The sequence below is a fragment of the Streptomyces sp. JJ66 genome (genome assembly GCF_019303495.1).
Taxonomy (GTDB): domain Bacteria; phylum Actinomycetota; class Actinomycetes; order Streptomycetales; family Streptomycetaceae; genus Streptomyces.
Map to the genome: position 1 here is coordinate 147,229 of NZ_JAEVFI010000005.1, position 25,227 is coordinate 172,455.

26 protein-coding genes are annotated in these 25,227 nt (G+C 72.2%); 16 read left to right on the forward strand and 10 right to left on the reverse strand.

Annotation, left to right across the window (positions count from 1 at the left end; genetic code table 11):
• Positions 1 to 161 precede the first annotated feature (161 nt).
• The 7 genes from JJV70_RS05415 to JJV70_RS05445 all read left to right on the forward strand — a co-directional run bounded on the left by JJV70_RS05415 (position 162) and on the right by JJV70_RS05445 (position 7,915).
• Positions 162 to 950, forward strand: a complete 789-nt coding sequence (locus tag JJV70_RS05415; RefSeq protein WP_219046550.1) for an enhanced serine sensitivity protein SseB C-terminal domain-containing protein — start codon at positions 162 to 164, stop codon at positions 948 to 950.
• A gap of 143 nt (positions 951 to 1,093) precedes the next feature.
• A complete protein-coding gene (locus JJV70_RS05420) occupies positions 1,094 to 1,885 on the forward strand; it encodes an enhanced serine sensitivity protein SseB C-terminal domain-containing protein (protein ID WP_308294689.1) in 792 nt (263 codons plus the stop codon).
• A gap of 249 nt (positions 1,886 to 2,134) precedes the next feature.
• Positions 2,135 to 3,796, forward strand: a complete 1,662-nt coding sequence (locus JJV70_RS05425) for an ABC transporter substrate-binding protein (protein ID WP_219046552.1) — start codon at positions 2,135 to 2,137, stop codon at positions 3,794 to 3,796.
• Between the two features lie 103 nt (positions 3,797 to 3,899).
• Positions 3,900 to 4,904, forward strand: a complete 1,005-nt coding sequence (locus JJV70_RS05430; RefSeq protein WP_219046553.1) for an ABC transporter permease — start codon at positions 3,900 to 3,902, stop codon at positions 4,902 to 4,904.
• Entirely contained in the window at positions 4,904 to 5,857 is a 954-nt protein-coding gene (locus tag JJV70_RS05435) for an ABC transporter permease (RefSeq protein WP_219046554.1), read from the forward strand. The genes JJV70_RS05430 and JJV70_RS05435 overlap by 1 nt, the downstream gene beginning before the upstream one ends.
• Positions 5,858 to 5,861: 4 nt before the next feature.
• Positions 5,862 to 6,878, forward strand: a complete 1,017-nt coding sequence (locus JJV70_RS05440; RefSeq protein WP_219046555.1) for an ABC transporter ATP-binding protein — start codon at positions 5,862 to 5,864, stop codon at positions 6,876 to 6,878.
• A complete protein-coding gene (locus JJV70_RS05445) occupies positions 6,875 to 7,915 on the forward strand; it encodes an ABC transporter ATP-binding protein (RefSeq protein WP_219046556.1) in 1,041 nt (346 codons plus the stop codon). The genes JJV70_RS05440 and JJV70_RS05445 overlap by 4 nt, the downstream gene beginning before the upstream one ends.
• A 33-nt stretch (positions 7,916 to 7,948) precedes the next feature.
• Here JJV70_RS05445 and JJV70_RS05450 read toward each other — a convergent pair whose 3' ends face one another.
• Positions 7,949 to 8,572 (reverse strand): trimeric intracellular cation channel family protein, encoded by a 624-nt coding sequence (locus JJV70_RS05450; RefSeq protein ID WP_219046557.1) that lies wholly within the window; start codon positions 8,570 to 8,572, stop codon positions 7,949 to 7,951.
• 63 nt (positions 8,573 to 8,635) lie between these two features.
• Here JJV70_RS05450 and JJV70_RS05455 point away from each other — a divergent pair, with 63 nt between their 5' ends.
• Positions 8,636 to 9,520, forward strand: a complete 885-nt coding sequence (locus JJV70_RS05455; RefSeq protein WP_219046558.1) for a thioesterase family protein — start codon at positions 8,636 to 8,638, stop codon at positions 9,518 to 9,520.
• A gap of 4 nt (positions 9,521 to 9,524) precedes the next feature.
• Here JJV70_RS05455 and mnmA read toward each other — a convergent pair whose 3' ends face one another.
• The gene (gene mnmA / locus JJV70_RS05460; protein WP_219046559.1) at positions 9,525 to 10,655 is read right to left on the reverse strand and encodes a tRNA 2-thiouridine(34) synthase MnmA; all 1,131 of its coding nucleotides are present in this window, start codon (positions 10,653 to 10,655) and stop codon (positions 9,525 to 9,527) included.
• Between the two features lie 282 nt (positions 10,656 to 10,937).
• On the opposite strand from mnmA, the gene JJV70_RS05465 reads away from it, so the two are divergent.
• Complete coding sequence (locus tag JJV70_RS05465) at positions 10,938 to 11,657, forward strand: N-acetylmuramoyl-L-alanine amidase (RefSeq protein ID WP_219046560.1); 720 nt, start codon at positions 10,938 to 10,940, stop codon at positions 11,655 to 11,657.
• A gap of 24 nt (positions 11,658 to 11,681) precedes the next feature.
• Here JJV70_RS05465 and JJV70_RS23150 read toward each other — a convergent pair whose 3' ends face one another.
• The 3 genes from JJV70_RS23150 to ligD form a co-directional block, all read right to left on the reverse strand.
• Positions 11,682 to 12,308, reverse strand: coding sequence for a DUF4190 domain-containing protein (locus JJV70_RS23150; protein WP_219046561.1), 627 nt, complete (start codon positions 12,306 to 12,308; stop codon positions 11,682 to 11,684).
• Between the two features lie 111 nt (positions 12,309 to 12,419).
• The gene (locus JJV70_RS05475; protein ID WP_219046562.1) at positions 12,420 to 13,589 is read right to left on the reverse strand and encodes a cysteine desulfurase family protein; all 1,170 of its coding nucleotides are present in this window, start codon (positions 13,587 to 13,589) and stop codon (positions 12,420 to 12,422) included.
• Positions 13,590 to 13,655: 66 nt separating this feature from the next.
• Positions 13,656 to 14,546, reverse strand: coding sequence for a non-homologous end-joining DNA ligase (gene ligD / locus JJV70_RS05480; protein ID WP_219046563.1), 891 nt, complete (start codon positions 14,544 to 14,546; stop codon positions 13,656 to 13,658).
• Between the two features lie 96 nt (positions 14,547 to 14,642).
• Here ligD and JJV70_RS05485 point away from each other — a divergent pair, with 96 nt between their 5' ends.
• A complete protein-coding gene (locus JJV70_RS05485) occupies positions 14,643 to 15,719 on the forward strand; it encodes a Ku protein (RefSeq protein ID WP_219046564.1) in 1,077 nt (358 codons plus the stop codon).
• Between the two features lie 28 nt (positions 15,720 to 15,747).
• On the opposite strand, the gene JJV70_RS05490 is transcribed toward JJV70_RS05485, so the two are convergent.
• Complete coding sequence (locus tag JJV70_RS05490) at positions 15,748 to 16,233, reverse strand: hypothetical protein (protein WP_257573422.1); 486 nt, start codon at positions 16,231 to 16,233, stop codon at positions 15,748 to 15,750.
• A gap of 240 nt (positions 16,234 to 16,473) precedes the next feature.
• On the opposite strand from JJV70_RS05490, the gene JJV70_RS05495 reads away from it, so the two are divergent.
• Positions 16,474 to 16,704: an antitoxin gene (locus JJV70_RS05495; protein ID WP_219046565.1), complete on the forward strand. Its 231-nt coding sequence runs from the start codon at positions 16,474 to 16,476 to the stop codon at positions 16,702 to 16,704.
• 81 nt (positions 16,705 to 16,785) lie between these two features.
• Here the strand turns inward: JJV70_RS05495 and JJV70_RS05500 are convergent, their stop codons facing one another.
• Positions 16,786 to 16,974 (reverse strand): DUF397 domain-containing protein, encoded by a 189-nt coding sequence (locus JJV70_RS05500; protein ID WP_219046566.1) that lies wholly within the window; start codon positions 16,972 to 16,974, stop codon positions 16,786 to 16,788.
• 4 nt (positions 16,975 to 16,978) lie between these two features.
• A complete protein-coding gene (locus JJV70_RS05505; protein ID WP_308294690.1) occupies positions 16,979 to 17,857 on the reverse strand; it encodes a helix-turn-helix transcriptional regulator in 879 nt (292 codons plus the stop codon).
• A 170-nt stretch (positions 17,858 to 18,027) separates the two neighbouring features.
• Between JJV70_RS05505 and JJV70_RS05510 the strand changes: the two genes are divergently transcribed.
• A complete protein-coding gene (locus tag JJV70_RS05510; RefSeq protein WP_219046568.1) occupies positions 18,028 to 18,444 on the forward strand; it encodes an ATP-binding protein in 417 nt (138 codons plus the stop codon).
• Positions 18,445 to 18,575: 131 nt separating this feature from the next.
• Positions 18,576 to 18,899, forward strand: coding sequence for a hypothetical protein (locus JJV70_RS05515; protein WP_219046569.1), 324 nt, complete (start codon positions 18,576 to 18,578; stop codon positions 18,897 to 18,899).
• Between the two features lie 175 nt (positions 18,900 to 19,074).
• Here the strand turns inward: JJV70_RS05515 and JJV70_RS05520 are convergent, their stop codons facing one another.
• The gene (locus JJV70_RS05520; protein ID WP_219046570.1) at positions 19,075 to 19,548 is read right to left on the reverse strand and encodes a Dps family protein; all 474 of its coding nucleotides are present in this window, start codon (positions 19,546 to 19,548) and stop codon (positions 19,075 to 19,077) included.
• An 83-nt stretch (positions 19,549 to 19,631) separates the two neighbouring features.
• Complete coding sequence (locus tag JJV70_RS05525; protein ID WP_219046677.1) at positions 19,632 to 20,639, reverse strand: rod shape-determining protein; 1,008 nt, start codon at positions 20,637 to 20,639, stop codon at positions 19,632 to 19,634.
• Between the two features lie 173 nt (positions 20,640 to 20,812).
• Here JJV70_RS05525 and JJV70_RS05530 point away from each other — a divergent pair, with 173 nt between their 5' ends.
• From JJV70_RS05530 to ligA, 3 genes are all read left to right on the forward strand, one after another.
• Positions 20,813 to 21,526 (forward strand): SDR family oxidoreductase, encoded by a 714-nt coding sequence (locus tag JJV70_RS05530; protein ID WP_219046571.1) that lies wholly within the window; start codon positions 20,813 to 20,815, stop codon positions 21,524 to 21,526.
• A 279-nt stretch (positions 21,527 to 21,805) separates the two neighbouring features.
• Positions 21,806 to 22,780: a methionine synthase gene (locus JJV70_RS05535; protein ID WP_219046678.1), complete on the forward strand. Its 975-nt coding sequence runs from the start codon at positions 21,806 to 21,808 to the stop codon at positions 22,778 to 22,780.
• A gap of 80 nt (positions 22,781 to 22,860) precedes the next feature.
• A complete protein-coding gene (gene ligA / locus JJV70_RS05540; RefSeq protein ID WP_219046572.1) occupies positions 22,861 to 25,062 on the forward strand; it encodes an NAD-dependent DNA ligase LigA in 2,202 nt (733 codons plus the stop codon).
• Positions 25,063 to 25,227 lie beyond the last annotated feature (165 nt).

Consider the following 25,227-nt stretch of genomic DNA (forward strand, 5'->3'; position numbering starts at 1 on the left):
CCACCCCCTGACGCGCCGTTAACCAGGCCGTTCGTCCGGCGTCAGCGCGCGGACGGAGGCGGCGGGCGGGGAGTGGTTGCGTTCCGGGAGCCCGGGGCGGGCACGCATCCCGCGTGCACCTGGGGGGCCGGGGCGTGGCGGCCAGGGTTATCGTGCCGGGCATGACCGTGCCCGAGCAGTACCCGCCCTCGCCGCTCCCGCACCCGCCCCACGGCGGCGGGGGGTGGCCGGGCAACGAGCTGGAGCAGACGCTCGCCGTGTCCGTGGGCGTGCCGGGAGCGGGCGGACGCCTGCTGGAGGTGCTGGGCCGCAGCAGCGTCTACGTGCCGCTGCCCGAGGGCGGCGGCCCGGACAGCCGGGATCTGAACCTGCCGACGGTCGAGCTGGAGGGCGCCGCCTACGTCCCCGTCTACAGCTCGCAGGAGCAGCTGCTGCACTGCGTGCGGATGGCGATGCCGTTCGCGGTCGTGCCGGTGCGCGAGTTCGTGCGCGGGCTGCCGCCGCACGTCGGAGTGGTGGTGAACCCGGAGGGCACGGTGGCGGTGCCGCTGCCGCCGGAGGCCGTCGCGGAGCTGGCCCGGGAGCCGGAGGGCGTGCCCGGTGTGCCGCGCGGCGCGCGGATGCGGCTGTACGAACCCGACTGGCAGGACGACCCGGTGGACTTCCTCACCGCCGCCGCCGCCGAGTTCACCGGCCTGCCGCACGTCCGTGCCGCGCGCCGGGGGCTGGCCAGCGCCGAGGGTGATCCGCCCGCCCTGTTCGTCGGCGTCGAACTCGACCTGCTGGAGCCAGCCGCGCGAGCCTCCGCGCACGACGCGCTGGCCCGGGCGCTGGCCGGACGCGCACTGCGCTGGCCGGTGCAGCTGATCCTCATGGACGCGGCACCGCAGGACCCGGTGGTGAGCTGGCTGCGTGAGTGCGTGCGCCCCTTCTACACCCGTCCGCACTGAGTACAGTGGCGGGTTGGTCTGGGTAGGGGCGCGGCGGTGGCTGAGTAACCGAGGTCATGCCGGGGCGGGCTCGTAAGCTGGTTGGATGTCGGGGAGCACGGGCCGGGCCCGGGGTGGGACGGAAGCGGAGAAGGGCGGCGGACGTGAGCGCGGGTCAAAGCGTCGAGGAGCTGCTGCGCCAGGTCTCACCTGCCCGCGATGACCGGTACGCCGCCTACGAGGAACTGCTGCGCGTGCTGGCCGACGCCCCGCTGTGGCTGCTGCTGTGGCGGGGGCACGCCGCTGATCCGCAGGCCCGGTACGCGCGCATGGACGTGGCCGGACACGGCTACGTACCGTGCGTGACGTCGCCCCGGGAGCTGGCCGTCTCCGGCTGGACGCGGGGCCACGAGGTCGCCTCCGGACGCGAGATCGCCGGGGGCCTCTACCCGGCGCACCACGGGCTGTGGCTCAACCCGCACGGCCCGGGCGGCGGCTTGGGCGTGCCGTGGCTGGACCTGCGCCGCGTCTCCGCCGGGCTGGACCGGCTGCCCGCCGGGCCGCTGCGGATCAGCGAGCCCGTCGTGCGGGCGCAGCAGTTCTACGCCCAGCTCACCCACGAGGCGCAGCGCTCACCGGCGGTGCGCAGCCTGCGCCGCGCCTGGGTGCGGCCCGCGCACGGCACCGCCTTCCTGGCCATCGGCGTGGACTGCTACGACACCGGGCCGCAGGCCCTGCACACGGCGACGGCCCTCGTGCGGCAGGCGGCGCACGCGGCACCGGACGGGCTGCCGGTCGCCGTCGTCGCCATGACGGACCCGCACGACCCGGTGGCGATGTGGCTGCGCGCGCACGGCCGCCCGTTCTTCGACCGCGACGCGCGGCTGACCGCCCCGCACGGCGCTGCCCCGTCCCCGGTCCCGCAGCACGGCTACGGCTACCCGGGCACGTACTGACGCCCCCGCGTCCTGCCTGCGGCGCGCGTCCCGCCCGGGGCGCGCTTTCGGCTCGCGGCGCGCTTTCGGCCTGCGGCAGGCCAGCACCGTGGCGGCGCGGTGGCCGCCCGGCACGCCGTCCACCGGCCCGGAGCGGGGCTGGTCTCAGCTCGGTATCACCGGCATGCGGACGGTTCACACCTCTATGGATGCACAGTAATGTGCGGGCGACCAGCATCTGTTGCACCACCATGACCCCTGAGGTGGACCATGCGTAGAACCAGATCCAGGGTCGTTCAGGCCGTATCGGCCACCCTTGCGGTCGGACTCGTCACCGCCGGATGCGCCAGCGAACGCGACGGCGAGAGCGGCGGAGGAGACACCTTCGTATTCGGCGCCGCGGGCGACCCGGCTTCCCTGGACCCGGCCCTGGCCAGCGACGGTGAGACGTTCCGGGTGACCCGCCAGGCGTTCGAGGCGCTGATCGAGCACGAGCCGGGCGGCACCGAACTCGTCGGCGGGCTCGCGGAGTCCTGGGAGAGCAACGAGGACGGCACCCAGTGGACGTTCACGCTCCGCGACGGGGTCACGTTCCACGACGGCGAGAAGCTGACCGCCGAGGCCGTGTGCGCCAACTACGACCACTGGTTCAACTGGACGGGCACGTACCAGAACAAGGCGGTCTCCTACTACTGGCAGACGATCTTCGGCGGCTTCGCGGACAACGAGAACGAGGACACCGCCGAGCCCAACTACGCGGGCTGCACCGCGCAGGACGAGCTCACGCCCGTCATCGAGGTGAAGGAAGCCTCCGCCAACCTGCCCGGCGGTTTCTCGCTCCAGGCGCTGGCCATCCACTCGCCGAAGGCCATCGAGGCGTACCAGAAGGAAGAGGCCACCGGCGAGGGCGACGCGATCAACTACCCCACCTACAGCCAGGAGGCGGGCACGGTCGCGGGCACCGGCCCGTTCGAGATCAGCGAGTGGGACAAGGGCAACAAGGAGATCACCCTCAAGCGTTTCGACGACTACTGGGGTGACAAGGCGGGCGTCGATTCCCTCGTCTTCCGCACGATCTCCGAGGAGAACGCCCGCCGCCAGGCGCTGGAGGCCGGGAACATCCACGGCTATGACCTGGTGGCGCCCTCGGACGTGAAGTCCCTGGAGGACAAGGGCTTCCAGGTGCCGGTGCGCGGCGTGTTCAACATCTTCTACCTGGGCTTCTCGCAGGAGGCCAACGAGGCGCTGGAGAAGAGGGAGGTCCGCCAGGCGCTCACGCACGCGATAGACCGGCAGAACGTCGTGGACACCCAGCTGCCCGACGGCGGCGTCGTGGCCACTCAGTTCATGCCGGACACGGTGGACGGCTACTCCGAGGACGTCACCACCTACGCGTACGACACCGACAAGGCCACCTCGCTGCTGGCGGACGCCGGCGCGGAGAACCTCGCCGTTGACTTCTGCTACCCCACCGAGGTCACCCGCCCGTACATGCCCGCCCCGGCGGACATGTACGAGCTGATGAAGGCCGACCTGGAGCGGGCCGGGGTCACCGTGAACCCCAAGCCGATGAAGTGGGCGCCGGACTACCTGGACGCCACCGAGAGCGGTACCTGCGACCTGCATCTGCTGGGCTGGACCGGTGACTTCAACGACGGCTACAACTTCATCGGCACCTGGTTCAGCGGCTACGACAAGCAGTGGGGCTTCCGCGACGACGAAATCTTCGACGCCATGAAGACGGCGGAGAGCGAGCCGGACGTCACCCAGCGCACGAAGCTGTACCAGCAGGCGAACGAGCTGATCATGGACTACGTTCCGGGCGTCCCGATCTCCTCCTCGCCCCCGTCCATCGCGTTCTCCGCCGACGTCAACCCGCCCACCGTCTCCCCGCTGACGCAGGAGAACTTCGGCGAGGTCACCTTCAAGTAGACACGCACCGCGCGTGAGGTCCGCCCGGCCACGACACCCAGGTGGCCGGGCGGACCTGTCTCAGCCAGCCCCGTAAGACCCCAAAGAAAGGGGGCATCACCGGGTGTTGCGACTCGTCGTCCGAAGACTGCTGCAACTCGTGCCCACGCTGCTTGGTCTGTCGGTCCTGCTCTTCGTATGGCTCAACCGCCTGCCCGGCGGCCCGGCCGCGGCCATGCTGGGGGAGAAGGCCACCCCGGCCGACGTCGCCCGCATCGAGGAGGCACTCGGGCTGGACCAGCCCGTGTACGTGCAGTACGCCAAGTTCCTGGCCCGCCTGGGCCGACTCGACCTGGGCACGTCCACGATGACCGGACAGCCCGTGTGGGAGGAGTTCACCCGGGCTTTCCCGGCCACCGTCGAGCTGGGGATCAGCGCCATGATCCTCGCGATCGCCGTCGGCGTCCCCCTCGGCTACTTCGCGGCCCGGCGCCGCGGCGGCTGGCTGGACGTCACCGCCGTCTCCGGCTCGCTGCTGGGCATCTGCGTCCCGGTGTTCTTCCTCGCCTTCCTCCTCAAGGCGGTCTTCGCGGTGCACCTGGGCTGGTTCCCCAGCTTCGGCCGCCTGACCACCGGCCTCAACGCCACCGAGGTCACCGGCTTCTACGTGCTCGACGGCATCCTGACCGGCGAGTTCGACGCCACCTGGGACGCGATCCAGCACCTGGTGCTGCCCGCTGTCGCCCTGGCGTCCATCCCGCTGGCCATCATCGTGCGCATGACGCGGGTCAGCGTGCTGGAGGTGCTCGGCGAGGACTACGTGCGCACCGCCGAGTCCAAGGGCCTGCGCCAGTCCACGGTGCGCGGCCGGCACGTCCTGCGCAACGCGCTGCTGCCCGTCGTCACCGCGATCGGCCTGCTCACCGGCGGCCTGCTCTCGGGCGCGGTGCTGACCGAGTCCGTCTTCGCCTTCGGCGGCATCGGCTCCTTCATCAAGGAAGCGATCGACGCCCGCGACTACCCCGTGCTCGTCGGCTTCATCATGTTCATCGCGCTGGCCTACGTCGTGATCAACCTTCTCGTGGACCTGGCCTACAGCATGATCGACCCGAGAGTGCGGGTGCACTGATGAGCACCAAGACAGACAAGATCGACCGCCTCGCGGAGCTGACGGCCACCGCCGAGGTCTCCACCGGCAACAGCCTGTGGGTGGAGGCGTGGCGGCGGCTGCGGCAGAGCAAGATGGCGATCATCGGTGCCAGCATCATCGCGGTGTTCGTGGTGCTGGCCGTCATCGGCCCGTGGATCGCGCCCTACGATCCGACGGCGCAGCTGTGGCGCGGTGAGGTGTTCACCAACCGCAACCTCTTCGTCGGCCCGCGCGCCGAGAACTGGCTCGGCCTGGACCACCTGGCGCGCGACGAGTTCTCCCGCCTGCTCATCGGCGCGCGGCAGACGCTGCTCGTCGGCATCGTCGCCACGCTGCTCGGCTTCAGCGTCGGCGCGCTGATCGGCGGCACCTCGGGAGCCGCCGCCACGCTGGGCGGCAGGCTCGGCCAGCGCATCGACACCGTCGTCATGCGCGTGATCGACATGATGCTGGCGCTGCCCTCGCTGCTGTTGGCCGTCACCATCGCGGCCGTCCTGGGGCAGTCGCTGACGACGGTGATGATCGCCGTCGGCGTGGTGCAGATCCCGATCTTCGCGCGGCTGCTGCGCGGCGCGATGCTCGCCCAGGGCGGCAAGGACTACGTCATCGCCGCGCAGGCGCTCGGGGTGCGCAACCGGCGCGTGGCGCTCGGACATGTGCTGCCCAACTCGCTGAGCCCGGTCATCGTGCAGGCCACACTGAGCCTGGCCACCGCCATCATCGAGGCCGCCGCCCTGTCCTACCTGGGCCTGGGCAACCCGGACGCGTCCGAACCGGAGTGGGGCGTGATGCTGGCGCAGGCCCAGGAGTACTTCGACAGCGCGCCGATGCTCGCCGTCTACCCGGCGCTGGGCATCATCATCACCGCCCTCGGCTTCACCCTGCTGGGCGAGGCGTTGCGCGAAGCCCTCGACCCGAAACTGCGGAGCTGATGACATGCCGTTGCTTTCCGTGGACGAACTGACCATCACCTTCGCCGGACGCGGCCAGCGCGACGTGCGCGCCGTGGACGGGGTGTCCTTCGCCGTGGACCAGGGCCAGGTGGTGGGCCTGGTCGGCGAGTCGGGGTGCGGCAAGTCCGTCACCTCGCTCGCGCTGATGGGCCTGCTGCCCAGGCGCGGTGTGACGCTCGGCGGGCGCGCCGACTTCGAGGGCACCGACCTGCTGACGCTGCCGACCTCCCGGATGCGGGACCTGCGCGGCAAGCAGCTGGCGATGATCTTCCAGGACCCGCTGTCCTCGCTGAACCCGGTGGTGCCCATCGGCGTCCAGGTCACCGAAATCCTCGCCCGGCACCGGGGCATGAAGGGCGAACCCGCCCGCAAGGAGGCCGCCCACCTGCTCGACCGGGTCGGCATCCCCGACCCGGCACGGCGCCTGAAGGAGTACCCGCACCAGCTCTCGGGCGGCATGCGCCAGCGCGCGCTCATCGCCATGGCGGTGGCCTGCGCGCCGCGCCTGCTCATCGCCGACGAGCCGACCACCGCCCTGGACGTCACCATCCAGGCGCAGATCCTGGAACTGCTCCGGGAGCTGGTCGAGCAGGAGGGCACCGCCCTGCTGATGATCACGCATGACCTGGGCGTGGTGGCGGGCCTGTGCGAGCAGGTCAACGTGCTGTACGCGGGCAAGGTGGTCGAATCCGCCGGGCGGCGCGCCCTGTTCGAGGCGCCCACCCACCCGTACGCGCACGGTCTGCTGGGCTCCATCCCCCGGCTGGACGCGCCGCGCGGCGAGAAGCTGAAGCCCATCCGGGGTTCCATCAACGACCGCATCGACTGGGCGGACGGCTGCGCGTTCGCCCCGCGCTGCGACGCCTACACGCTGGAGTGCCTGACCGGCACGCCGGAACTGACCGAGCCGCACACGCCGGGACACCAGGCCCGGTGCGTCAACCCGGTGCCGCCCGCCCGTGGCGTCACCAGCCCGCTCACGACGGAGGCCGCCGGATGAGCCTGCTGGAACTGGACAGGGTGAAGGTTCACTTCCCGGTCAAGAAGGGCATCGTCTTCGACCGTACGGTCGGCTACGTCTACGCCGTAGACGGGGTGTCGCTGTCGGTGGCCGCCGGGCAGACCTACGGGCTGGTCGGCGAGTCCGGCTGCGGCAAGACGACGCTGGGCCGCGCGATCCTGCGCCTGGTGGACATCACCGAGGGCGCGGTCGTCTTCGACGGCACCGACCTGGCGCGGCTGCCCGGCGAGGAGATGCGCCGCCACCGGCGCCGCCTCCAGATGGTCTTCCAGGACCCGCTGGGCAGCCTCAACCCACGGCAGAACATCGAGACGATCCTCGCCGAGGGCATGACCGCGCACGGCATCGGCGCGAACGCCGCCGAACGCCGCGAGCGGATCAAGGAGATCCTGGCCCGGGTCGGGCTGCCCACGGGTGCGCTCTCCCGCTATCCACACGAGTTCTCCGGCGGGCAGCGGCAGCGCATCGGCATCGCGCGGGCGCTGGTGTTGGAGCCGGACGTCATCATCTGCGACGAGCCGGTGTCCGCGCTGGACGTCTCCATCCAGGCCCAGGTGCTCAACCTGCTGGAGGAGTTGCGGGAATCCCTCGGCCTGACCTACGTCGTCATCGCGCACGACCTGGCCGTGGTGCGGCACATCTGTGACGTCATCGGCGTGATGTACCTCGGCTCCCTGGTGGAGGAGGCCCCCAGCGACCTGCTGTACGCGCAGCCCCGGCACCCCTACACGCGTGCGCTGATGTCGGCGGTGCCGGTGCCGGACCCGGTGGTGGAGGACGCCCGCGAACGCATCCTGCTCACCGGCGACCTGCCCTCCCCGGCCAACCCGCCCACCGGCTGCCGCTTCCACACCCGCTGTCCGTGGAAGCGGCAGACGCGGTGCGCCACCGAGCGGCCCGAGCTGCGCGACGTGGGCGGCGGCCACCGCGTGGCGTGCCACTACGCGGAGGAGATCGCGGCCGGGACGATCACGGTGCCCGACGAGCGCAAGGCCCCGGCCCAGCTGTCGCCGTGACCGCGCGGCGGGCCTGACCGCAGGGGCTGCCCCTCACCCCGTTTCTTGCTCCTCGTGGCTGCGGGAGCGGGGGAGGGACACCCCCCAGTACATCGCGGCCAGGCGCAGGGCCAGGACGACGGCGGCCGAGACGACGGCGGCCGGGCCGGGGCCGACGTCCAGCCAGTCCAGCGTCAGGTAGCACAGGGCCCCGGCGAAGGCGGCCGTGGCGTACACCTCCTCGCGCAGCAGCAGGGGCGGCAGCTCGCCGCACAGCACGTCGCGCACCACCTCGCCGGTGACGCCGGTCAGCACCGCGAGGATCAGCACGGCCAGCGGCGTCACCCCGGAGTCGATGGCCGCGCGGGCACCGATGACGGTGACGACGGCGAGCCCGACGGCGTCCACCAGGAGCAGCGCGCGGTGCGGCAGCGACCAGAACCGCAGGTAGGCCATGGTGACGACGCCGACGGTGGCGATGACGGTGAGCAGCACCCAGTCCTGCGTCCAGTACAGCGGGTTGCGGTCGAGGATGAGGTCGCGCAGGGTGCCGCCGGAGACGCCCGCCGCGAAGGCGAGCACCAGGCCGCCGAAGGGGTCCATGTTGGCGCGGTGCGCGGCCAGCACCCCGCTCGCGGCGAAGGCGGCGACGCCCACCAGGTAGAGCACGTGGAGCATGGGTCCGATCATCCCACCGCACGAACCTACCGGCGGGTAATAAGTTGGTTGTACGGTGCCCTCATGACTCAGGCACAGGTGCCGCCGCCCGCCGGGCAGGCCGCCACCGGCGACAGCGCGTTCGCCCACACGTTCCCCAGTGAGTTTGACCGCGCCACCCGCGTCCAGCGCGAGGAGCCCGGCGTCTACACCGCCGACCTGTCCGCCGGGTGGGCCATCGGCGACGCGCTCAACGGCGGCTACCTGCTCGCCGTCCTCGGCCGCGCGCTGAGCGCCGCGCTCACCCACCCCGACCCGTTCACCGTCACCGCGCACTACCTCACCGCGACCCGGCCCGGCCCGGCCGTGATCCGCACCCAGCCCGCCCCCGCCGGGCGCACCCTGTCCGCCGGGTCCGCCACCCTGCTCCAGCGCGACGAGGACGGCACCGAGGTCGAACGCATCCGGGTACTGGCCACCTACGGCGACCTCGCCGCACTGCCCGGTGACGTCCGCACCTCGGCGACCCCGCCCGCCATGCCACCGCCACAGCGGTGCGTGAGCGCGGGCGATCACCCCGACCCCGCGCAGGTCCCGGCCATCGCCGAGCGGCTGGAGCTGCGCCTGGACCCGGCCACCCTCGGCTGGGCGCTGGGTGAGCCCAGCGGACGCGGCGAGATGCGCGCCTGGTTCGCTCTGGCCGACGGCCGCGACCTCGACCCGCTCGCGCTGCTGCTCGCGGTGGACGCGCTGCCGCCCACCGCGTTCAACCTCGGCCTGCGCGGCTGGGTGCCGACCGTGGAGCTGACCGCCCACGTCCGCTGCCGCCCCGCGCCCGGCCCGGTGCGCGTGGCGCTCACCACCCGCAATCTGGCCGGGGGCTTCCTGGAGGAGGACGCCGAGGTCTGGGACAGCGCCGACCGGCTGGTCTGCCAGTCCCGCCAGCTGGCACGCGTGCTGACGGGGTGACCCGCTAGCGGTTCGCGCCCTGCGCGCGCACGGTGCTCGCGATCGTCGCCGAGCCGACGACGCGCGTGCCGTCGTACAGGACGACCGCCTGGCCGGGGGCGACGCCGCGCACCGGCTCGTGGAACGTCACGCGCAGCTCGCCGCCGGCCGGTTCCGCCGTCACCGGCGTCTCCGCGCCGTGCGCGCGCAGCTGCGCGGTGTACCGGCCCGGGCCGCTCGGCGCGGTGCCGCACCAGCGGGGACGGATCGCGGTGAGCGCCGTGACGTTAAGCGCCTCGGCCGGGCCGACGGTGACGGTGTTGTCCACCGGGGAGATGTCCAGCACGTAGCGCGGCTTGCGGTCCGGTGCGGGGCGGCCGATGCGCAGGCCCTTGCGCTGGCCGATGGTGAAGCCGTACGCGCCCGAGTGGCTGCCGACCTTCTCGCCCTCCTCGTCCACGATGTCACCTTCGGCGGTGCCCAGGCGGCTCGCCAGGAAGCCCTGGGTGTCGCCGTCCGCGATGAAGCAGATGTCGTGGCTGTCCGGCTTCTTGGCCACCGCCAGCCCGCGCCGCTCGGCCTCCGCGCGGATCTCCTCCTTCGTCGCCCGGGTATCGCCGAGCGGGAACATCGCGTGCGCGAGCTGCCGGTCGTCCAGCACCCCGAGCACGTAACTCTGGTCCTTGGCCACATCGCTCGCCCGGTGCAGTTCCCGCGTGCCGTCCGCGCGCCGCACGACGGTGGCGTAGTGGCCGGTGCACACGGCGTCGAAACCCAGTGCCAGCGCCTTGTCCAGCAGCGCCGCGAACTTGATCTTCTCGTTGCACCGCAGACACGGGTTGGGCGTGCGGCCCGCCTCGTACTCGGCGACGAAGTCGTCCACCACGTCGGCCCGGAAGCGCTCGGCCAGATCCCACACGTAGAAGGGGATGCCGATCACGTCGGCGGCGCGGCGGGCGTCGCGCGAATCCTCCAGCGTGCAGCAGCCGCGGGCGCCGGTGCGGAAGGACTGCGGGTTCGCCGACAGGGCCAGGTGGACGCCGGTGACGTCGTGCCCGGCCTCGGCCGCGCGGGCCGCGGCGACCGCCGAGTCCACACCACCGGACATGGCGGCCAGTACGCGCAGGCGGGCGGGGGGAGCGGTGGAGTCAGTCATAGCGCTTCCAGGGTACGGTGCCTTGCCGAGCGCGCTCGTCCCGGAGCGGCCCCGACCGCCCCTCACGCGCGGGCCGCGCGCGGCGAGCCCGAACGCGGCCCGCCGGGACGGAACCGGCCCGCCCTCCCGCGCGGGTCACGGCGGCCGTCCTCGTGCGGGCTCTGCCCGGGTTCCCGAACGCCGTCCGAGAGGCGGCTTTCCGCCCGCGTCCGTGGAACCGGTCCTTGCCGGACCGCGTTAAGAGGGGGAACGACGCTCACCACCGCAGCAGGGGGACGCCGCATGACCGCAGGGCCCGACCAGCAGCGCGGAGTCAGCCGACGGGCTCTGCTGCTCGGCGGCGGCGCCGCTGTGGCGCTCGGCGGGGCCGGATACGCGTACCGGGACGAGCTGCGCGGCCTGTGGTACTCGATGCCCGGCAACGCGCTACCGCGCACCGAGGGCGAGGTGGACTTCCCCGGCGCCGAGTGGGTCGCCGCGTCCGGCGCCAACTGGCGGCTGGCCAGCCGACCGTACGACTACACCATCGACCGCGTCGTCATCCACGTGATCCAGGGCAGCTACGCCGTGGCGCTCAAGGTGTTCACCGACCCCGGCCACGGCGCCGCCACCCACTACGTGGTGCGCACCTCCGACGGCCAGGTCGCGCAGGCGGTACGGGAACTGGACGTCGCCTACCACGCGGGCAACCGGTCCTACAACGAGCGCAGCATCGGCATCGAGCACGAGGGCTATGTGGACAACCCGGAGGACTTCACCGACGCCATGTACCGAGCCTCCGCCACCCTGACCGCCGACATCTGCGACCGGTACGGCATTCCGAAGGACCGCGAGCACATCGTCGGGCACAACGAGGTGCCGGGCGCCACCCACACCGACCCCGGCCCGCACTGGGACTGGGAGCGCTACCTGCGCATGGTGCGTGACGCCCGGCCGGTGCCGCGCCCGCCGGAGCCCCAGGGGCCGTCCGGCGGGCCGTCCAGCACTCCGGTCAGCGGGTGACCCGCCGACTTCTCCGCTGATCCGTCAGTTGAACTGCCTGTTGAACTCCTGCTCACACTCGTCGATCTCCGCCTGGGTCTCCGCCTGCTGCAAGCAGTCGGTGAGGTTGGAGAACTCCTCGCTGCTGAACAGGGCGATACCGGCGATGAGCACGATGACCGAACCAATGATCGCCACGGCACCCAGCACCAGGCCGATGATCGACATACCGCCGTTCGTCGCCTCACCGCGCTTCTTGCGCCGCCAGCCCAGGATGCCGAAGATCACCGCCAGCAGACCGAGCAGGATGCCGCCGATCGCGGTCCAGAACAGCAGCACGGCGATGATGCCGAGCACCAGCGCGGCGATGCCGAAACCGTTCTTCGGGCTCGGCGGCGGGCCGCCGTAACCCTGACCGCCGTACCCGCCGGGGCCCGGGCCGTACGGGTCGCCGGGGCCGCCCGGGCCGCCGGTGCCGCCGTCGCCGTACCGGGGCGGTCCGCCCTGGCCGCCGCCCGGGTAACCGTAGCCGCCCCCACCGGGGCCAGGGTCCTGCGGACCGGTCCCGCCGCCCGGCCCCTCGGCACCGCCATGCGGGTCCTTCGGCCCCCCGTAGCCCGGGTTCTGGCCGTAGGGGCCGGGGTCCTGCGGGGGAGGAGGGTTCGAGCTCATGGTGCTTCCCTTCGACAACATCGGCTATCACCGTGATCGCGTTTCGTCTACCCCGCAAGGCAGCGGACGTAACGGATCACCCGCGCGTACGGGTGCGCGCACCGGCGCCGGTCAGCTCAGACCGGCGCTGCGGGCGCGCTCGACGGCCGGACCGATCGCCTCGGCCAGCACCGCCACGTCCGCCCGCGTCGAAGTGTGCCCCAGCGAGAAGCGCAGTGTGCCGCGCGCCAGTTCGGGATCGGCGCCGGTGGCCAGGACGACGTGACTGGGCTGCGCGATGCCCGCCGTACACGCCGAGCCCGTCGAGCACTCGATGCCCTGGGCGTCCAGCAGGAGCAGCAGCGAGTCCCCCTCACACCCGGGGAAGGCGAAGTGCGCGTTGGCCGGGAGCCGCCCGGCCGGGTCCGGGTCGCCGCCCAGGACGGCGTCGGGGACGGCCGCGCGCACCGCCGCCACCAGCGCGTCCCGCAGCGCCCCCACCTCGCGGGCGAACCGCGGCTGCCGGGCCGCGGCCAGCTCGGCGGCCACCGCGAACGCCGCGATCGCCGGGACGTCCAGCGTGCCCGACCGCACGTCCCGCTCCTGACCACCGCCGTGCAGCAGCGCCTCGGGCTTCAGCTCGCGCCCGAGTACCAGCGCGCCGATCCCGTACGGGCCGCCCGCCTTGTGCCCGCTGACGGCCAGCGCGGACAGGCCGCTCGCGCCGAAATCCACCTCGCTCTGGCCCAGCGCCTGCACGGCGTCGCAGTGCAGCGGCACCGCGAACTCCCGGGCCACCCCGGCCAGCGCGGACACCGGCTGCACCGTGCCGATCTCGTTGTTCGCCCACATCACGGTGGCCAGCGCGACGTCACCGGGGTCGCGGGCTATCGCGGCGCGCAGGGCGTCGGGCTCGACGCGCCCCACCGAGTCCACCGGCAGCCACTCCACACGGGCGCCCTCGTGGTCGGCCAGCCAGTGCACCGCGTCCAGCACGGCGTGGTGTTCCACCGGACTCGCCAGCACCCGGGTGCGCCTGGGGTCCGCCGCCCGCCGGGACCAGTACAGGCCCTTGACAGCCAGGTTGTCGGCCTCCGTACCGCCCGAGGTGAACACCACCTCGCTGGGCCGGGCACCCAGCGCCCCGGCCAGCCGCTCCCGGGCCTCCTCGACGGTACGGCGCGCCCGGCGCCCGGCCGCGTGCAGGGAGGAGGCGTTTCCGGTGCGCGTGAGCTGCTCGCCCAGCTCCCATACCGCCTCCGGCAGCATGGGCGTGGTGGCGGCGTGATCGAGGTAGACCATGGTCCGGTCAGTCTAATGAGCCGCGCGCGGTGCTCGGCGCCTCCGGGCCCGCCGCGAGCGGTACGGCTACCCGCGGGCTGGCAGGGTGGGCGCGGGGCCGGTCAGCAGCGGTGCGAACAGGTCGCCGTGGGCCTCGACGCGCTCCAGCACGTCGGCGATGGTGCGGGCCAGCTCCGCGCCCTCCGCGCCCGCCGCGACCTCGTCCCAGGTGAGCGGCGCCGAGACGAACGCCGAGCGTCCCCGGGCGCGTGCCGTGTAGGGCGCGGCTGTCGTCTTCGCCGCGCTGTTCTGGCTGTGGTCGATGAACACCTTGCCCGGCCGCAGCGCACGGTCCATGCGGTGCAGCGCCAGCGTGGGCAGCTCCCGCTCCGCCCGGGCCGCGAGCCGCCGGGCATAGGCGCTCACCGCCTGGGACGAGGCCGGTTCCAGCGCCGCCAGCAGGTGCAGCCCCTTGCCGCCGGAGGTCTTCGGCCACGCCTGAAGCCCGTCCTCGGCCAGCCGCTCACGCAGCCACGCGGCGACGGTGCAGCACTGGGCGATGGTCGCGGGCGGCCCCGGGTCCAGGTCCAGGACCAGCCGGTCGGCGCGGGCGGGGTCGTGGGCGCGCCACTGCGGCACGTGCAGCTCCGTCACCAGGTTCGCCGCCCACATCAGCGACGGCAGGTCGTCGATGACCACCTGCCGCCCGGTCATGCGCCGGGTGCGCGGGACCTCGGCGACCCTCACCCACTCGGGCGTGCCCGGCGGCACGTTCTTGGCGAAGAACACGCCGCCCTCGGCTCCGTCCGGATAGCGCAGGAAGCTCAGCGGCCGCCCGGCCAGGTGCGGCAGCAGGGCGGGAGCACACGTGGCGTAGTAGTGCAGCAGCTCGCCCTTGGTGGTGCCGTCCGGGTAGAGCACCTTGTCCAGGTTGCTGAGGGCCAGCTGTCGGCCCGCCACGTTCGTCACAGGCGGCATACGCTGATAATCCCATGAAGTATGCGCAAGAGGTGACATAGCGGACCCGTGGGCGGTGGTCCGTGAGCGGTCCGGCGCCCGGCGAGGAGTGATGACGTGCGGTCCATCTGGAAGGGCTCGATCTCCTTCGGGCTCGTCAGCATCCCGATCCAGCTCTACGGCGCCACCGAGAACCACGCGGTGAGCTTCCACCAGGTGCACACCGCCCACGACTGCGGCGGCCGCATCCGCTACCGCAAGGTGTGCGAGACCGAGGACGTCGAGGTGCCGCCGGAGGAGATCGGCAAGGGGTTCACAGCGGAGGACGGCACCACCGTGCTGCTCACCGATGAGGACCTGGCGTCCCTTCCGCTGCCCACCGCCCGCACCATCGAGATCCTCTCCTTCCTCCCCCTGGCCGAGATCGACCCGATCCAGCTCGACCGCGCCTACTACCTGAGCACCGAGACCACGGCCGCGGCCAAGCCCTACGTCCTGCTGCGCGAGGCGCTCCAGCGCAGCGGCAAGGCGGCCGTCGCCAAGTTCGCCCTGCGCGGACGCGAGTCCCTGGGCCTGCTGCGCGCCCTGGACGACACCCTCGTGCTGCACTCCATGCTCTGGCCCGACGAGGTCCGCTCCGCCAGCGGCCTCGCCCCCTCGGCTGACGTCTCCGTCCGGGACGCGGAACTGGACCTCGCCGAAACCCTCATGGACTCCCTCGGCGACCTCGACTGGGAGGACCTGCACGACGAGTACCGGGCAGCGGTGCAGGAGCTGGTCGAGGCCAAGCAGGAGGGCCGCACACCCGAGGAGGCGCCCGCCGAACCGCGCGGAGGCAAGGTCATTGACCTGATGGCCGCACTGGAGACCAGCGTCGCCGCCGCCCGCGAGGCCCGGGGGAGCGCGGGCAGCGGCGAACGGGAGCCCACGGAGTCCGCCACCGTCACCCACCTCAGGCGTGCGGCGGAGCCGGGGGAGAAGAAGTCCGCGCGAAAGACAGCATCGGATGCGGATGCGGATGCGGGGGCGGGCACAGCGCCGAAGTCAGCATCGAAGAAGGCCACCGCGAAGAAGGCGACGACGGAGAAGAAAACCACCGCCAAGAAGGCGGCCAAGAAGAAGTCCACGGCCAAGAAGACGACGGCGAAGAAGACCACCGCGAAGAAGACGGCAAGCCGCAAGCGCGCATCCTGACCCGCCGCCGCACCAGCACTGCCACGCGTCAGCACTGCCAGAGGAACACCGCCCGCGCGCACGCCTCGCAGGCGAAGGTGTAACCACTGCCGCCCCCGCCGAAGTTGGCGGAGGTGCGGTGATCCCGCCCCTCCTCCCACTGGGCGACGAACGGCATCACCTCGCCGCACCCCGGGCAGTCGGGCGTTTCCTCCCCCTGCACCCACTCCGGTTCCCCGCCCCGCTGGCCCAGCACCTCACGCACCGGCCGCTGGTTCTCCTTCGCCCACTCGGTGGACGCGTCGAAGTAGGTGGCGGCCTCCACGTCCACGCACGCGACCCCGGACACCTCACCCAGCCGCGTCACGCCCTCATCCGGCGGCGCGACCGGGGCCAGCTCCTCCCCGGGCCAGAGGAAAGCCCGGTTCCCCCCGGCCCACGGGTCCCACTCCTCGCACTGCCCGGGCTGGTTCTGGCACATGAACACCGTCAGCACCGTCCCGCTGGCCAACGGCAGCTGCGACAGGAACTGCATCGCTCCACCGCACGTGGCACACTCCGGCCACGCGAACCCCGCCGGCGCCAACGGCACCCCACCCGTCCGCACCCCCACCGCGTCCGGCGCCACAGCCCCGGCATACGTCATCAACGTGATCACGGCCACAGGGTAGCCCTACGGCTCCCGATGAGGCGTTGGCACGGCAGGCCGCCGTGGGTGGTGACGGGCGAGACCGAAAAGCCTGCATAGTGCCTGCGCTGCTGCGAGATGGAAAGCATGACCGCGATCACGAGCCGGGATGTCCCGGAGCAGACACTCAATGCCCTGAAAGTCCGCGCCGCGCAGGCGGGCACGTCGCTCCAGGGGTATGCCCAGGAGCTTCTCTCCCGGGAAGCCGCCAAGCCCACCCTCGCGGAGATGGCCGCGCGCTTGGAGCGAGGAACCCGGACCGAGCTCAGCACAGCCGACGTTCTCGACGCCATCGAGGGCGGGCGGGAACGCCGTTGATCGTCATCGACTGTTCCAGTAGCTGCCCCGTGTGCCGGTCTGGCCTTCCCGGTGCCTGCTTCAGGTGACGTTGGGCACGGCTCAGGAACCGGGCCGGTGGGTGAGGTGGGCGAGGAAGGAGCCCCACCCGGCGGGCGTCACGAGGAGGCGCGGGCCGTCGCTGACCTTGGAGTCCCGGACCGCCACCGTGTTCGGCACGTTGACGGCCACCTCCACGCACTCCCCGCTGCCAGTGCTGTAGCTCGACTTGAAGAACACAAAACTGGGCACGTGCTCACAACTCCTCGCGAAGGCCATCGATCAGAGCCAGGGAATCGTTCGGGGCGAGCGCTTGCCTGGCGGTGCGATCGAAGAATATGCGGTACCTGGAGCTGTCGTCCTCGTTCTCCACCCACACCGTGGACCCGATCGTATCCGAGTGGACGACATCGGCCGCCTCCTCCGCCGCGAAGCCGATGATGGTGAAGGAACTGCCAGCACAGGCATGCGCGCCAGCCTGGAAGGGAAGTACCTGAAGCCGCACGGTGGGGAGCGCGGCAACTTCCAGAAGGTGGGCCAGCTGGGCGCGCATCACCTGTGGGCCGCCAATGAGCTGACGCAGAGCCGCCTCCCACACCACTGCGTACACTTGCAGAGGACTCTCGTCGCGCAGGCGACGTTGGCGTTGCAACCTGACGTCTACCATGCGCTCGATCTCGTCGGGGTCCTCCCAGGCCCCTTCGCCCGCTACGAGGGCGCGCGCGTACTCGGCGGTCTGGAGCAAGCCTGGGATGCATGCCAACTGCCAGGTGCGTACGTGACTCGCGGCGTCTTCCATGGCGATGTACTCGCTCAGCGATCCCGAGTTCGGCAGGTGCTGCCACCATCCCCTCGCCTTGCGGCGTTCGCGGTCCAGTCTGGCGAGATTGAGCAATGAGGCGACCAGCGCGGGGTCTTCCACTCCGTAGAAGTCACACAGCGCCCGTACATCAGGGTCGCGGATGGGTACCCACCCGCGCTCCATCTTGACGACCTTCGTAGCCGTGGCGCTGAGCGCCCCGGCTGCCTGCTGCTGGGTTCGTCCGACGGCGTCTCGGAGCCGAAGCAGCTCGTTGCCGAGCTTGCGGCCGAGGACGGTGGAGACCCGGTTCCCTTGCTGTGCCCGCTGGTTCACGTCAGCAGTGTGCCTTGTGGGTCCGGCCGAGTCGAATCGTTCGGGGAAGATATTCTCAAAGACCATTGCTCCCGAATAGATATGCAGCTACCTTGCGTGGTGTCAGAGTCACCCACCGGTAAGTGGGTTGGCTGCCGTCACAGTTGCCTACTTCGAGAGGTTGGGCAGTCATGGACGCACTACGGCGCCCTGCGGGTGGGATCGAACGCGAGGACCAGTTGGACTACACGCCGTATCCGGGGAGCGTGCAGTTGGCGCGGCGGCGGGCGGCGCGGCTGGTGGGAGAGTGGGGGCATGCCGGACTCGCGGGGGACGCGGCGGTCATCGTCAGCGAACTCGCGTGCAACGCGCTGCTGTTTGGCTGCCTACCCGGACGGCATTTCCGAGTGCGCCTGATGTTGACGGCGCTGACGCTGCGCATCGAGGTCAGCGACCCACGGGGCGAGCGGCAGCCCAGGCCACGTAAGGCGGCTGACGATGAGATGTTCGGGCGTGGCCTGCTCATCGTGGAACACCTGGCCGCCCGCTGGGGCGTCACGCCGCGCACGGTGGGCAAGACGGTCTGGGCCGAACTGGACCTCCGCTGACCTGTGCGGAGTTCAGTGCGGCTTCCCGTCGTTGCCGTCCTACTCGATCTGACGACAGTCCGCGGGATCGCCTGCGCGTTGAGAGCCCGGTTCGTAGAGTGACGGGCCGCAGACGGAAGGAACGCTCCCAGATGCGTCCACAGCGCTTCGAAACCTTCGTCCTGGAACTCGCCCAGAGCAATCCTCAGGTCGGTGCAACCACCACTCTGCGGGACAGCGGTGACACCACCTACCCCTACGGCCTGTCCGTGAAGCTGGAAGGACGGGACGTGCGGTACCAGTTCATCGCCCAGCCCCGCGACGGCGACCGGTACGACGAGCCGGAGAACGTCACCGAGGCCGAGCGGCCGTTCCACCCGGATGCGGTGCCCGCCGCCGGGCTGCCGGAAGAGCAGTTCATGGCCGGGCTGGTGGGCCGTTCCGGCTCTCCGGAACTCCTCGACGTCACCGTGTGATCTCCCCGGCCGGGCAACCGCCCGGGGCACGACGGGGTCACGTTCTTCTTCGCCAGCACGGCGAGGATTTACGCCCGCGTCATCCGCTGAGGCACGGTGAGCCGACCGGGCACTGCGTGCGCGCACCGCCCCGTCCGCGGTGCGCTGGGCGGGGCGGCGACGGCGCAGGTCGGGGTTATTGCTTGTGCTCGGCCTGGAACATCCAGTGGTGCTTTTCCAGGTCGCCCGTGAGGGTGATGAGGATGTCCTCGGTCACCGGGTCCGCCTTGCCGGCGGCGGCCATGCGTTCGCGCATGCGGCGGACGACGGTCTCCAGGGCGCTGGTCATGGTGGCGACGGCGTCGGTGTCCTGCTGCCAGCCGTCCACCACGTGGTCGATGCCGCTGTCCTCGGCCACGGTGCCCACCCGGCCGTCCGGTGCCAGGCCGAGGGCTGAGGCGCGTTCGGCGACCGTGTCGGAGTACTGGCGGGCGGTGTCCACCACCTCGTCGAGCTGGAGGTGGACGGTGCGGAAGCGCGGGCCCACCACGGTCCAGTGGATCTGCTTGGCCACCAGGGAGAGGTCCACGAGATCGACCAGCGCGCCCTGTAGCGCCTCACCGACCACCTTGAGGTCCTGCTCCGGCAGGGTGCTCTTCACGGTGTACATCCGCCCACCTCACTCCTTGCTCGCACGTTGCTTTGCGCGGCTATGCGCCTTTCCGTCCACGCGGGTACCCAGGTCCGCCGGGCTCACGCCACCGCGACGGTGGCGGGGGCGGCGAAGGCCGTCTCCAGCCGGGCGAAGTCCTCCAGGCAGCGCCCGGTGCCCACGGCGACGCAGGTCATCGGCTCGTCGGCGACGGTGACCGGCATGCCCGTCTCGCGCGAGAGGCGGTCGTCCAGGCCGTGCAGGAGGGCGCCGCCCCCGGTCAGGACGATGCCGCGTTCCATGATGTCGCCGTACAGCTCGGCCGGGCAGGCGTCGAACGCCCCGCACACGACATCGACGATGGCCTGTACCGGCGGCTCGATGGCCTCGTGGATCGCCTCGCTGTCCAGCTGCACCGTCTTGGGCATGCCGGTGACCTTGTCGCGGCCCCGGATGACCATCTGGGCGTCCGTGCCGAGCGTCATCTTGATCTGCTCGGCGGTGCGCTCGCCGACGGTGATGGTGTGCTGCTTCTCCACGTAGGCCGCGATCGCCGCGTCCAGCGCGTCACCGGCGACGCGGGAGTGGCGGGCGACGACCATGCCGCCCAGCGAGATGACGGCGACCTCGGTGGAGCCGCCGCCGATGTCCACGACCATGGACCCGCACGGCTCGTACACCGGCAGTCCGGCGCCGATCGCGGCGGCCATCGGCTCCTCGATCAGGTGCACCGAGCGCGCGCCCGCCCGGGAGGTGGCCTCCAGCACGGCCCGGCGTTCGACGCCGGTCACCCCGCTCGGGGTGCACACGACCACGCGTGGCGCCCGGCTGCGGCTGCGCCGCGCCTTGGTGATGAAGTGCCGCAGCATGCCCTCGGCGGCCTCGTAGTCGGAGACGACGCCGCCCCGAAGCGGCCGGGTGGCGACGATGGTGCCCGGGGTGCGGCCCACCGCCTCGCGCGCCTCGTGCCCGACGGCGAGCACGTGGCCGGTGCGGGAGTCAACAGCCACGACAGACGGCTCGTTGAGAACGATGCCGCGCCCGCGGGCGTACACGAGGGTGTTGGCGGTGCCCAGGTCTATGCCCAGGTCGCGGGTGCTGAAGGTCATGTTGGTCATGGACGTGACTCCACGTGTTTTCCGGTGATGTGTGCTGTACGTGACGCCTTGTATCGAATTCTCACCAGTTCGGGGAGCGCTGCCACCGGACGGGCGCACCCGTGCGGCAATCGGGGCACAGGGCGCGTCGCCGCCCGGCCCGGAGGCCGTCCTAGGGTGGCCGTATGGCAACGCATCTGATCACCGGCGCGGGTTCCGGCATCGGCGCCGCGCTCACCCGCGCGCTGCTGGCGCGCGGCGACGCCCTGTGGCTGCTCGCCCGGGACGCCGGACGCGCCCGGCAGCTCGCGCAGGAGTTCACCCCGGCCGCCGAGGCCGCGGGCGGCGCCGTCCACACGCTCGTGGGCGACCTGGCCGACCCCGATCGCCTGTCCTGGGCGTTCGGGCACCAACAGCTGCCCGGCGAGCTGGACTCGGTGGTGCACAGCGCTGGCGTCTGCGACCTGGGCGAGGTCGGGGAGCTGACGCCCAAGGTGTGGCAGGCGACACTGGCCGCGAACCTCGTCGCCCCCGCCGAGCTGACCCGCCTGCTGCTGCCTCAGCTGCGCCTGGCCCGGGGCCACGTGGTGTTCGTCAACTCCGGGGCCGGGCTGCGCGCCAACCCGCAGTGGAGCGCCTACGCCGCCAGCAAGCACGGGCTGAAGGCACTGGCCGACGCGCTGCGGGCGGAGGAGTCGGGCCACGGGGTGCGGGTCAGCAGCGTCTACCCGGGGCGGACGGCGACGCCGATGCAGGAGAAGGTGCACCGGCAGGAGGGCAAGGCGTACCGGGAGGAGGCGTGGATGAGCCCGGAGTCGGTCGCCCGCACGGTGCTCACCGCGCTGGACCTGCCGCGCGGCACCGAGATCACCGACCTCAGCGTCCGCCCCACCGCCTGACACCGGCCGTCCGCCCGCCCCACCGGCTGACACCGGCCGCCGCTGCCCGACCGGCTGACACCGGCCGCCGCTGCCCGACCGGCTGACACCGGCCGCCGCTGCCGCGTGCCACCCGCACGCCGCTGTCCGCACGTCCCCTGCTCGCCCGCTGCCGGGCAGGAGCGGGCCGCGCGCTGACCTCGTGGGACGGCCGTCCCCGCGCGCTCGTAGGCTGCGGGGGTGAGCGGAAACGAGTCGAGGTTCAGCTGGGGGCCGGGCGCGGCCAGCGGCGTCGGGTCCATGCCGGGGACGGACGCGCGGGAGGCGGCGCGTACGGTGACGGGCTCCCTGGAGCCGCCCGTGCACCTGCCGCACCTGCCGGAGCTGCCCGCGCGCGGCCCGGGCGCGGACCTGATCGGACGCACCACCGGGCTGCTGGTCGAGCTGTACGCGCACCTGGAGCCCAGCGGGTGGCGGATCAGCGACCGGCCCGGGCGCGACACCCGGCGCGCGCGGGCCTGGCTGGGTGAGGACCTGGACGCGCTGGAGGAGTTCACCCAGGACTACGCGGGCGCGCTGAAGGTCGCCGTCACCGGTCCGTGGACGCTTGCGGCCATGCTGGAGCGGCGCAGCGGCGAGGCGATGCTCGGTGACGCCGGTGCCTGCCGCGACCTGACGGCCTCGCTGGCCGAAGGCGTGCGCGCCCACCTGGCCGAGCTGCGCCGCCGGGTGCCCGGGGCACGCCCGGTGCTCCAGCTGGACGAGCCCTCGCTGACGGCCGTGCTCACCGGGCGGGTGCCGACCGCCAGCGGCTACCGGACCCACCCGGCGGTGGACCGCGCGGTGGTGCGCGACGGGCTGGCGGAGCTGGTGGCCGCCGCCGGGGACGCGCCGGTCGTGGTGCACTCCTGCGCCCCGGACGTGCCGTTCGCGCTGCTGCGCCGGGCGGGCGCCACCGGCGTCTCCTTCGACGCCGCACTGCTCACCGAACGTGACGACGAGGCGATCGGTACGGCGGTCGAGGGCGGTACCGCGCTGTTCGCGGGTGTCGTGCCCGGCGCCGGGGCGAGCGGCACGGCATTGTCAGACCCGGCCGGTAGCGTCATGGGTGTCAGGTCGTTGTGGCGGCGGCTGGGGCTGTCGCCCGGGCTCCTCGCGGAGTCGGTGGTGATCACCCCGGCGTGCGGTCTGGCGGGCGCCTCACCGGCATATGCCCGTGAGGCGCTGGCGCACTGCGTCCGCGCGGCGAGATCGCTCGCGGACAACCCTGAGTGACGGGTCAGGGTGACGGGTCTGGCGAACAGATCTTGGGCAGACGGGCGGGGGCTGCGGCCCCGGGGACGGAGGAGGAGACGGTGGCTGCCGAACAGCGGACGAGTGTGCCCGCCGAGGTGCGGGAGGAGCACAAGCGCCTGGCGGAGCAGGTGGACGAGCACCGTTTCCGGTACTACGTGAAGAGCGCCCCCGTCGTCTCCGACGCTGAGTTCGACCGCCTGCTGCGGGAGCTGGAGGCGCTGGAGGAGCGGTACTCCGAGTTGCGCACGCCGCAGTCGCCCACCCAGCAGGTGGCGGGGCGGTACGAGACGGAGTTCACCGAGGTCGCGCACCGGCAGCGCATGCTGTCGCTGGACAACGCCTTCGACGACGCGGAGCTGGCCGCCTGGGCCGAGCGCATCGCCCGCGAACTGGGTGAGGTGCCCTACCACTTCCTGTGCGAGCTGAAGATCGACGGCCTGGCCGTCAACCTCACCTATGAGCACGGCAGGCTCACCCGCGCCGCCACGCGCGGGGACGGCCGCACGGGTGAGGACATCACGCCGAACGTGCGCACCATCGCCGGTGTTCCCGAGCGGCTGCACGGGGAAGGCGTGCCGGATCTGGTGGAGATCCGTGGCGAGGTGTTCTTCCCCATGGAGCGGTTCGAGGAGCTGAACGCCCGGCTGGTGGCGGAGGACAAGCCGCCGTTCGCCAACCCGCGCAACGCCGCGGCCGGTTCGCTGCGCCAGAAGGACCCGCGGGTGACGGCGACCCGCCCGCTGCGCATGCTGGTGCACGGTATCGGCGCGCTGGAGGGCCTGAGCCTGGCCCGGCTGTCCGAGGCGTACGAGCTGCTGCGCGGCTGGGGCCTGCCCACTCCCGAGCACAACCGCCTGGCCGGTTCACTCGAAGAGGTGAGGGAGTTCATCGCCGACTCCGGCCGCAGACGCCACGCGCTGGGCCACGAGATCGACGGCGCCGTGATCAAGCTGGACGAGATCCCGTTGCAGGGCCGCCTCGGCTCCACCTCGCGCGCGCCGCGCTGGGCCATCGCGTGGAAGTTCCCCCCGGAGGAGGTCAACACCAAGCTGCTCGACATCCGGGTGGGGGTGGGCCGTACCGGCCGGGTGACGCCGTACGCCGTCGTCGAGCCGGTGACGGTCGCGGGCAGCGAGGTGGAGTTCGCCACGCTGCACAACCAGGACGTGGTCAAGGCCAAGGGCGTGCTGATCGGTGACACCGTGGTGCTGCGCAAGGCGGGCGACGTCATCCCGGAGATCCTGGGCCCGGTGGCCGACCTGCGGGACGGCAGTGAGCAAGAGTTCGTCATGCCGGAGCGCTGCGATGAGTGCCACACGCCGCTGGCGCCGTCCAAGGAGGCGGACGTGGACATGCGCTGCCCCAACGCCCGCTCCTGCCCGGCCCAGTTGCGCGAGCGGCTGTTCTACCTCGCGGGCCGCAAGTGCCTGGACATCGAACACTTCGGCTACGTCGTGGCCACCGCGCTCACCCAGCCCGTCGAGCCCGACCAGCCGCCGCTGAAGGACGAGGGCGGCCTGTTCGACCTCACCGTCGATCAGTTGCTGCCCATCAGGTCCTACGTGATCGACCCGGACAGCGGCCTGCCCAAGCGGGACCCGGAGACGGGCGAGGAGAAGATCGTCACGCTGTTCGCCAACCAGGAGGGCGAGCCGCGCAAGAACACCCTGGCGATGCTGGAGAACATCAAGGCCGCCCGCGAGCGGCCGCTGGCCCGCGTCATCACCGGGCTGTCGATCCGGCACGTCGGCCCGGTCGCCGCCGAGGCGCTGGCCCGCGAGTTCGGCTCCATCGACCGCATCGCCGAGGCCAGTGAGCAGGAGCTGGCGGACACCGAAGGCGTCGGCCCGACCATCGCCGCCTCCCTCAAGGACTGGTTCGCCGTTGACTGGCACCGCGACATCGTCGAGCGCTGGCGGGCGGCGGGCGTGCGGATGGCCGAGGAGGGCGGTGCCGAGCGCGGCCCCCGCCCGCTCGATGGCGTCACCGTCGTCGTCACCGGCACCCTGGAGCAGTACACGCGGGACGGCGCGAAGGAGGCGCTGCAAGAGCGCGGCGCGAAGGTGACCGGCTCGGTGTCGAAGAAGACCGGCTTCGTCGTCGTCGGCGACAACCCCGGCTCCAAGTACGACAAGGCCGTTCAGCTGAGGGTGCCGGTCCTGGACGACGCCGGGTTCGCCGTGCTGCTGGAGCAGGGCCCGGACGCCGCCCGGGAGGTCGCCGTCAACCCGCCGGAGGACACGCCCGCGGACGCGGGCTGAGGCGTCCCGGGCGGGCATGGCCGACGGGAGCCGCCGGAGGCCGGGCGGGACCAGCGAGGCGGGACCAGCGAGGCGGGACCGGCGGGGTGAGGCGAGGCCCGAGGGGGTGGGGGCGGCGGGGCTGGCGCGCTGCCGACCGGTTACCCGACGCACCGTCCGAACGAC

What these genes read in the sequence shown, in the direction of transcription:
- ligD (WP_219046563.1), bottom strand. Translation starts at nt 14,546, where the DNA reads ATGCCGCCTGTGACGAACGTGGCGGGCCGACAGCTGGCCCTCAGCAAC.
- JJV70_RS05440 (WP_219046555.1), top strand. Translation starts at nt 5,862, where the DNA reads ATGCCGTTGCTTTCCGTGGACGAACTGACCATCACCTTCGCCGGACGC.
- JJV70_RS05490 (WP_257573422.1), bottom strand. Translation starts at nt 16,233, where the DNA reads ATGCAGTTCCTGTCGCAGCTGCCGTTGGCCAGCGGGACGGTGCTGACG.
- mnmA (WP_219046559.1), bottom strand. Translation starts at nt 10,655, where the DNA reads ATGACTGACTCCACCGCTCCCCCCGCCCGCCTGCGCGTACTGGCCGCC.
- JJV70_RS05515 (WP_219046569.1), top strand. Translation starts at nt 18,576, where the DNA reads ATGCGTCCACAGCGCTTCGAAACCTTCGTCCTGGAACTCGCCCAGAGC.
- JJV70_RS05445 (WP_219046556.1), top strand. Translation starts at nt 6,875, where the DNA reads ATGAGCCTGCTGGAACTGGACAGGGTGAAGGTTCACTTCCCGGTCAAG.
- JJV70_RS05495 (WP_219046565.1), top strand. Translation starts at nt 16,474, where the DNA reads ATGACCGCGATCACGAGCCGGGATGTCCCGGAGCAGACACTCAATGCC.
- JJV70_RS05530 (WP_219046571.1), top strand. Translation starts at nt 20,813, where the DNA reads ATGGCAACGCATCTGATCACCGGCGCGGGTTCCGGCATCGGCGCCGCG.
- JJV70_RS05520 (WP_219046570.1), bottom strand. Translation starts at nt 19,548, where the DNA reads ATGTACACCGTGAAGAGCACCCTGCCGGAGCAGGACCTCAAGGTGGTC.
- JJV70_RS05415 (WP_219046550.1), top strand. Translation starts at nt 162, where the DNA reads ATGACCGTGCCCGAGCAGTACCCGCCCTCGCCGCTCCCGCACCCGCCC.
- JJV70_RS05525 (WP_219046677.1), bottom strand. Translation starts at nt 20,639, where the DNA reads ATGACCTTCAGCACCCGCGACCTGGGCATAGACCTGGGCACCGCCAAC.
- JJV70_RS05465 (WP_219046560.1), top strand. Translation starts at nt 10,938, where the DNA reads ATGACCGCAGGGCCCGACCAGCAGCGCGGAGTCAGCCGACGGGCTCTG.
- JJV70_RS05455 (WP_219046558.1), top strand. Translation starts at nt 8,636, where the DNA reads ATGACTCAGGCACAGGTGCCGCCGCCCGCCGGGCAGGCCGCCACCGGC.
- JJV70_RS05425 (WP_219046552.1), top strand. Translation starts at nt 2,135, where the DNA reads ATGCGTAGAACCAGATCCAGGGTCGTTCAGGCCGTATCGGCCACCCTT.
- JJV70_RS05535 (WP_219046678.1), top strand. Translation starts at nt 21,806, where the DNA reads ATGCCGGGGACGGACGCGCGGGAGGCGGCGCGTACGGTGACGGGCTCC.
- JJV70_RS05475 (WP_219046562.1), bottom strand. Translation starts at nt 13,589, where the DNA reads ATGGTCTACCTCGATCACGCCGCCACCACGCCCATGCTGCCGGAGGCG.
- JJV70_RS05435 (WP_219046554.1), top strand. Translation starts at nt 4,904, where the DNA reads ATGAGCACCAAGACAGACAAGATCGACCGCCTCGCGGAGCTGACGGCC.
- JJV70_RS05450 (WP_219046557.1), bottom strand. Translation starts at nt 8,572, where the DNA reads ATGCTCCACGTGCTCTACCTGGTGGGCGTCGCCGCCTTCGCCGCGAGC.
- JJV70_RS05510 (WP_219046568.1), top strand. Translation starts at nt 18,028, where the DNA reads ATGGACGCACTACGGCGCCCTGCGGGTGGGATCGAACGCGAGGACCAG.
- JJV70_RS23150 (WP_219046561.1), bottom strand. Translation starts at nt 12,308, where the DNA reads ATGAGCTCGAACCCTCCTCCCCCGCAGGACCCCGGCCCCTACGGCCAG.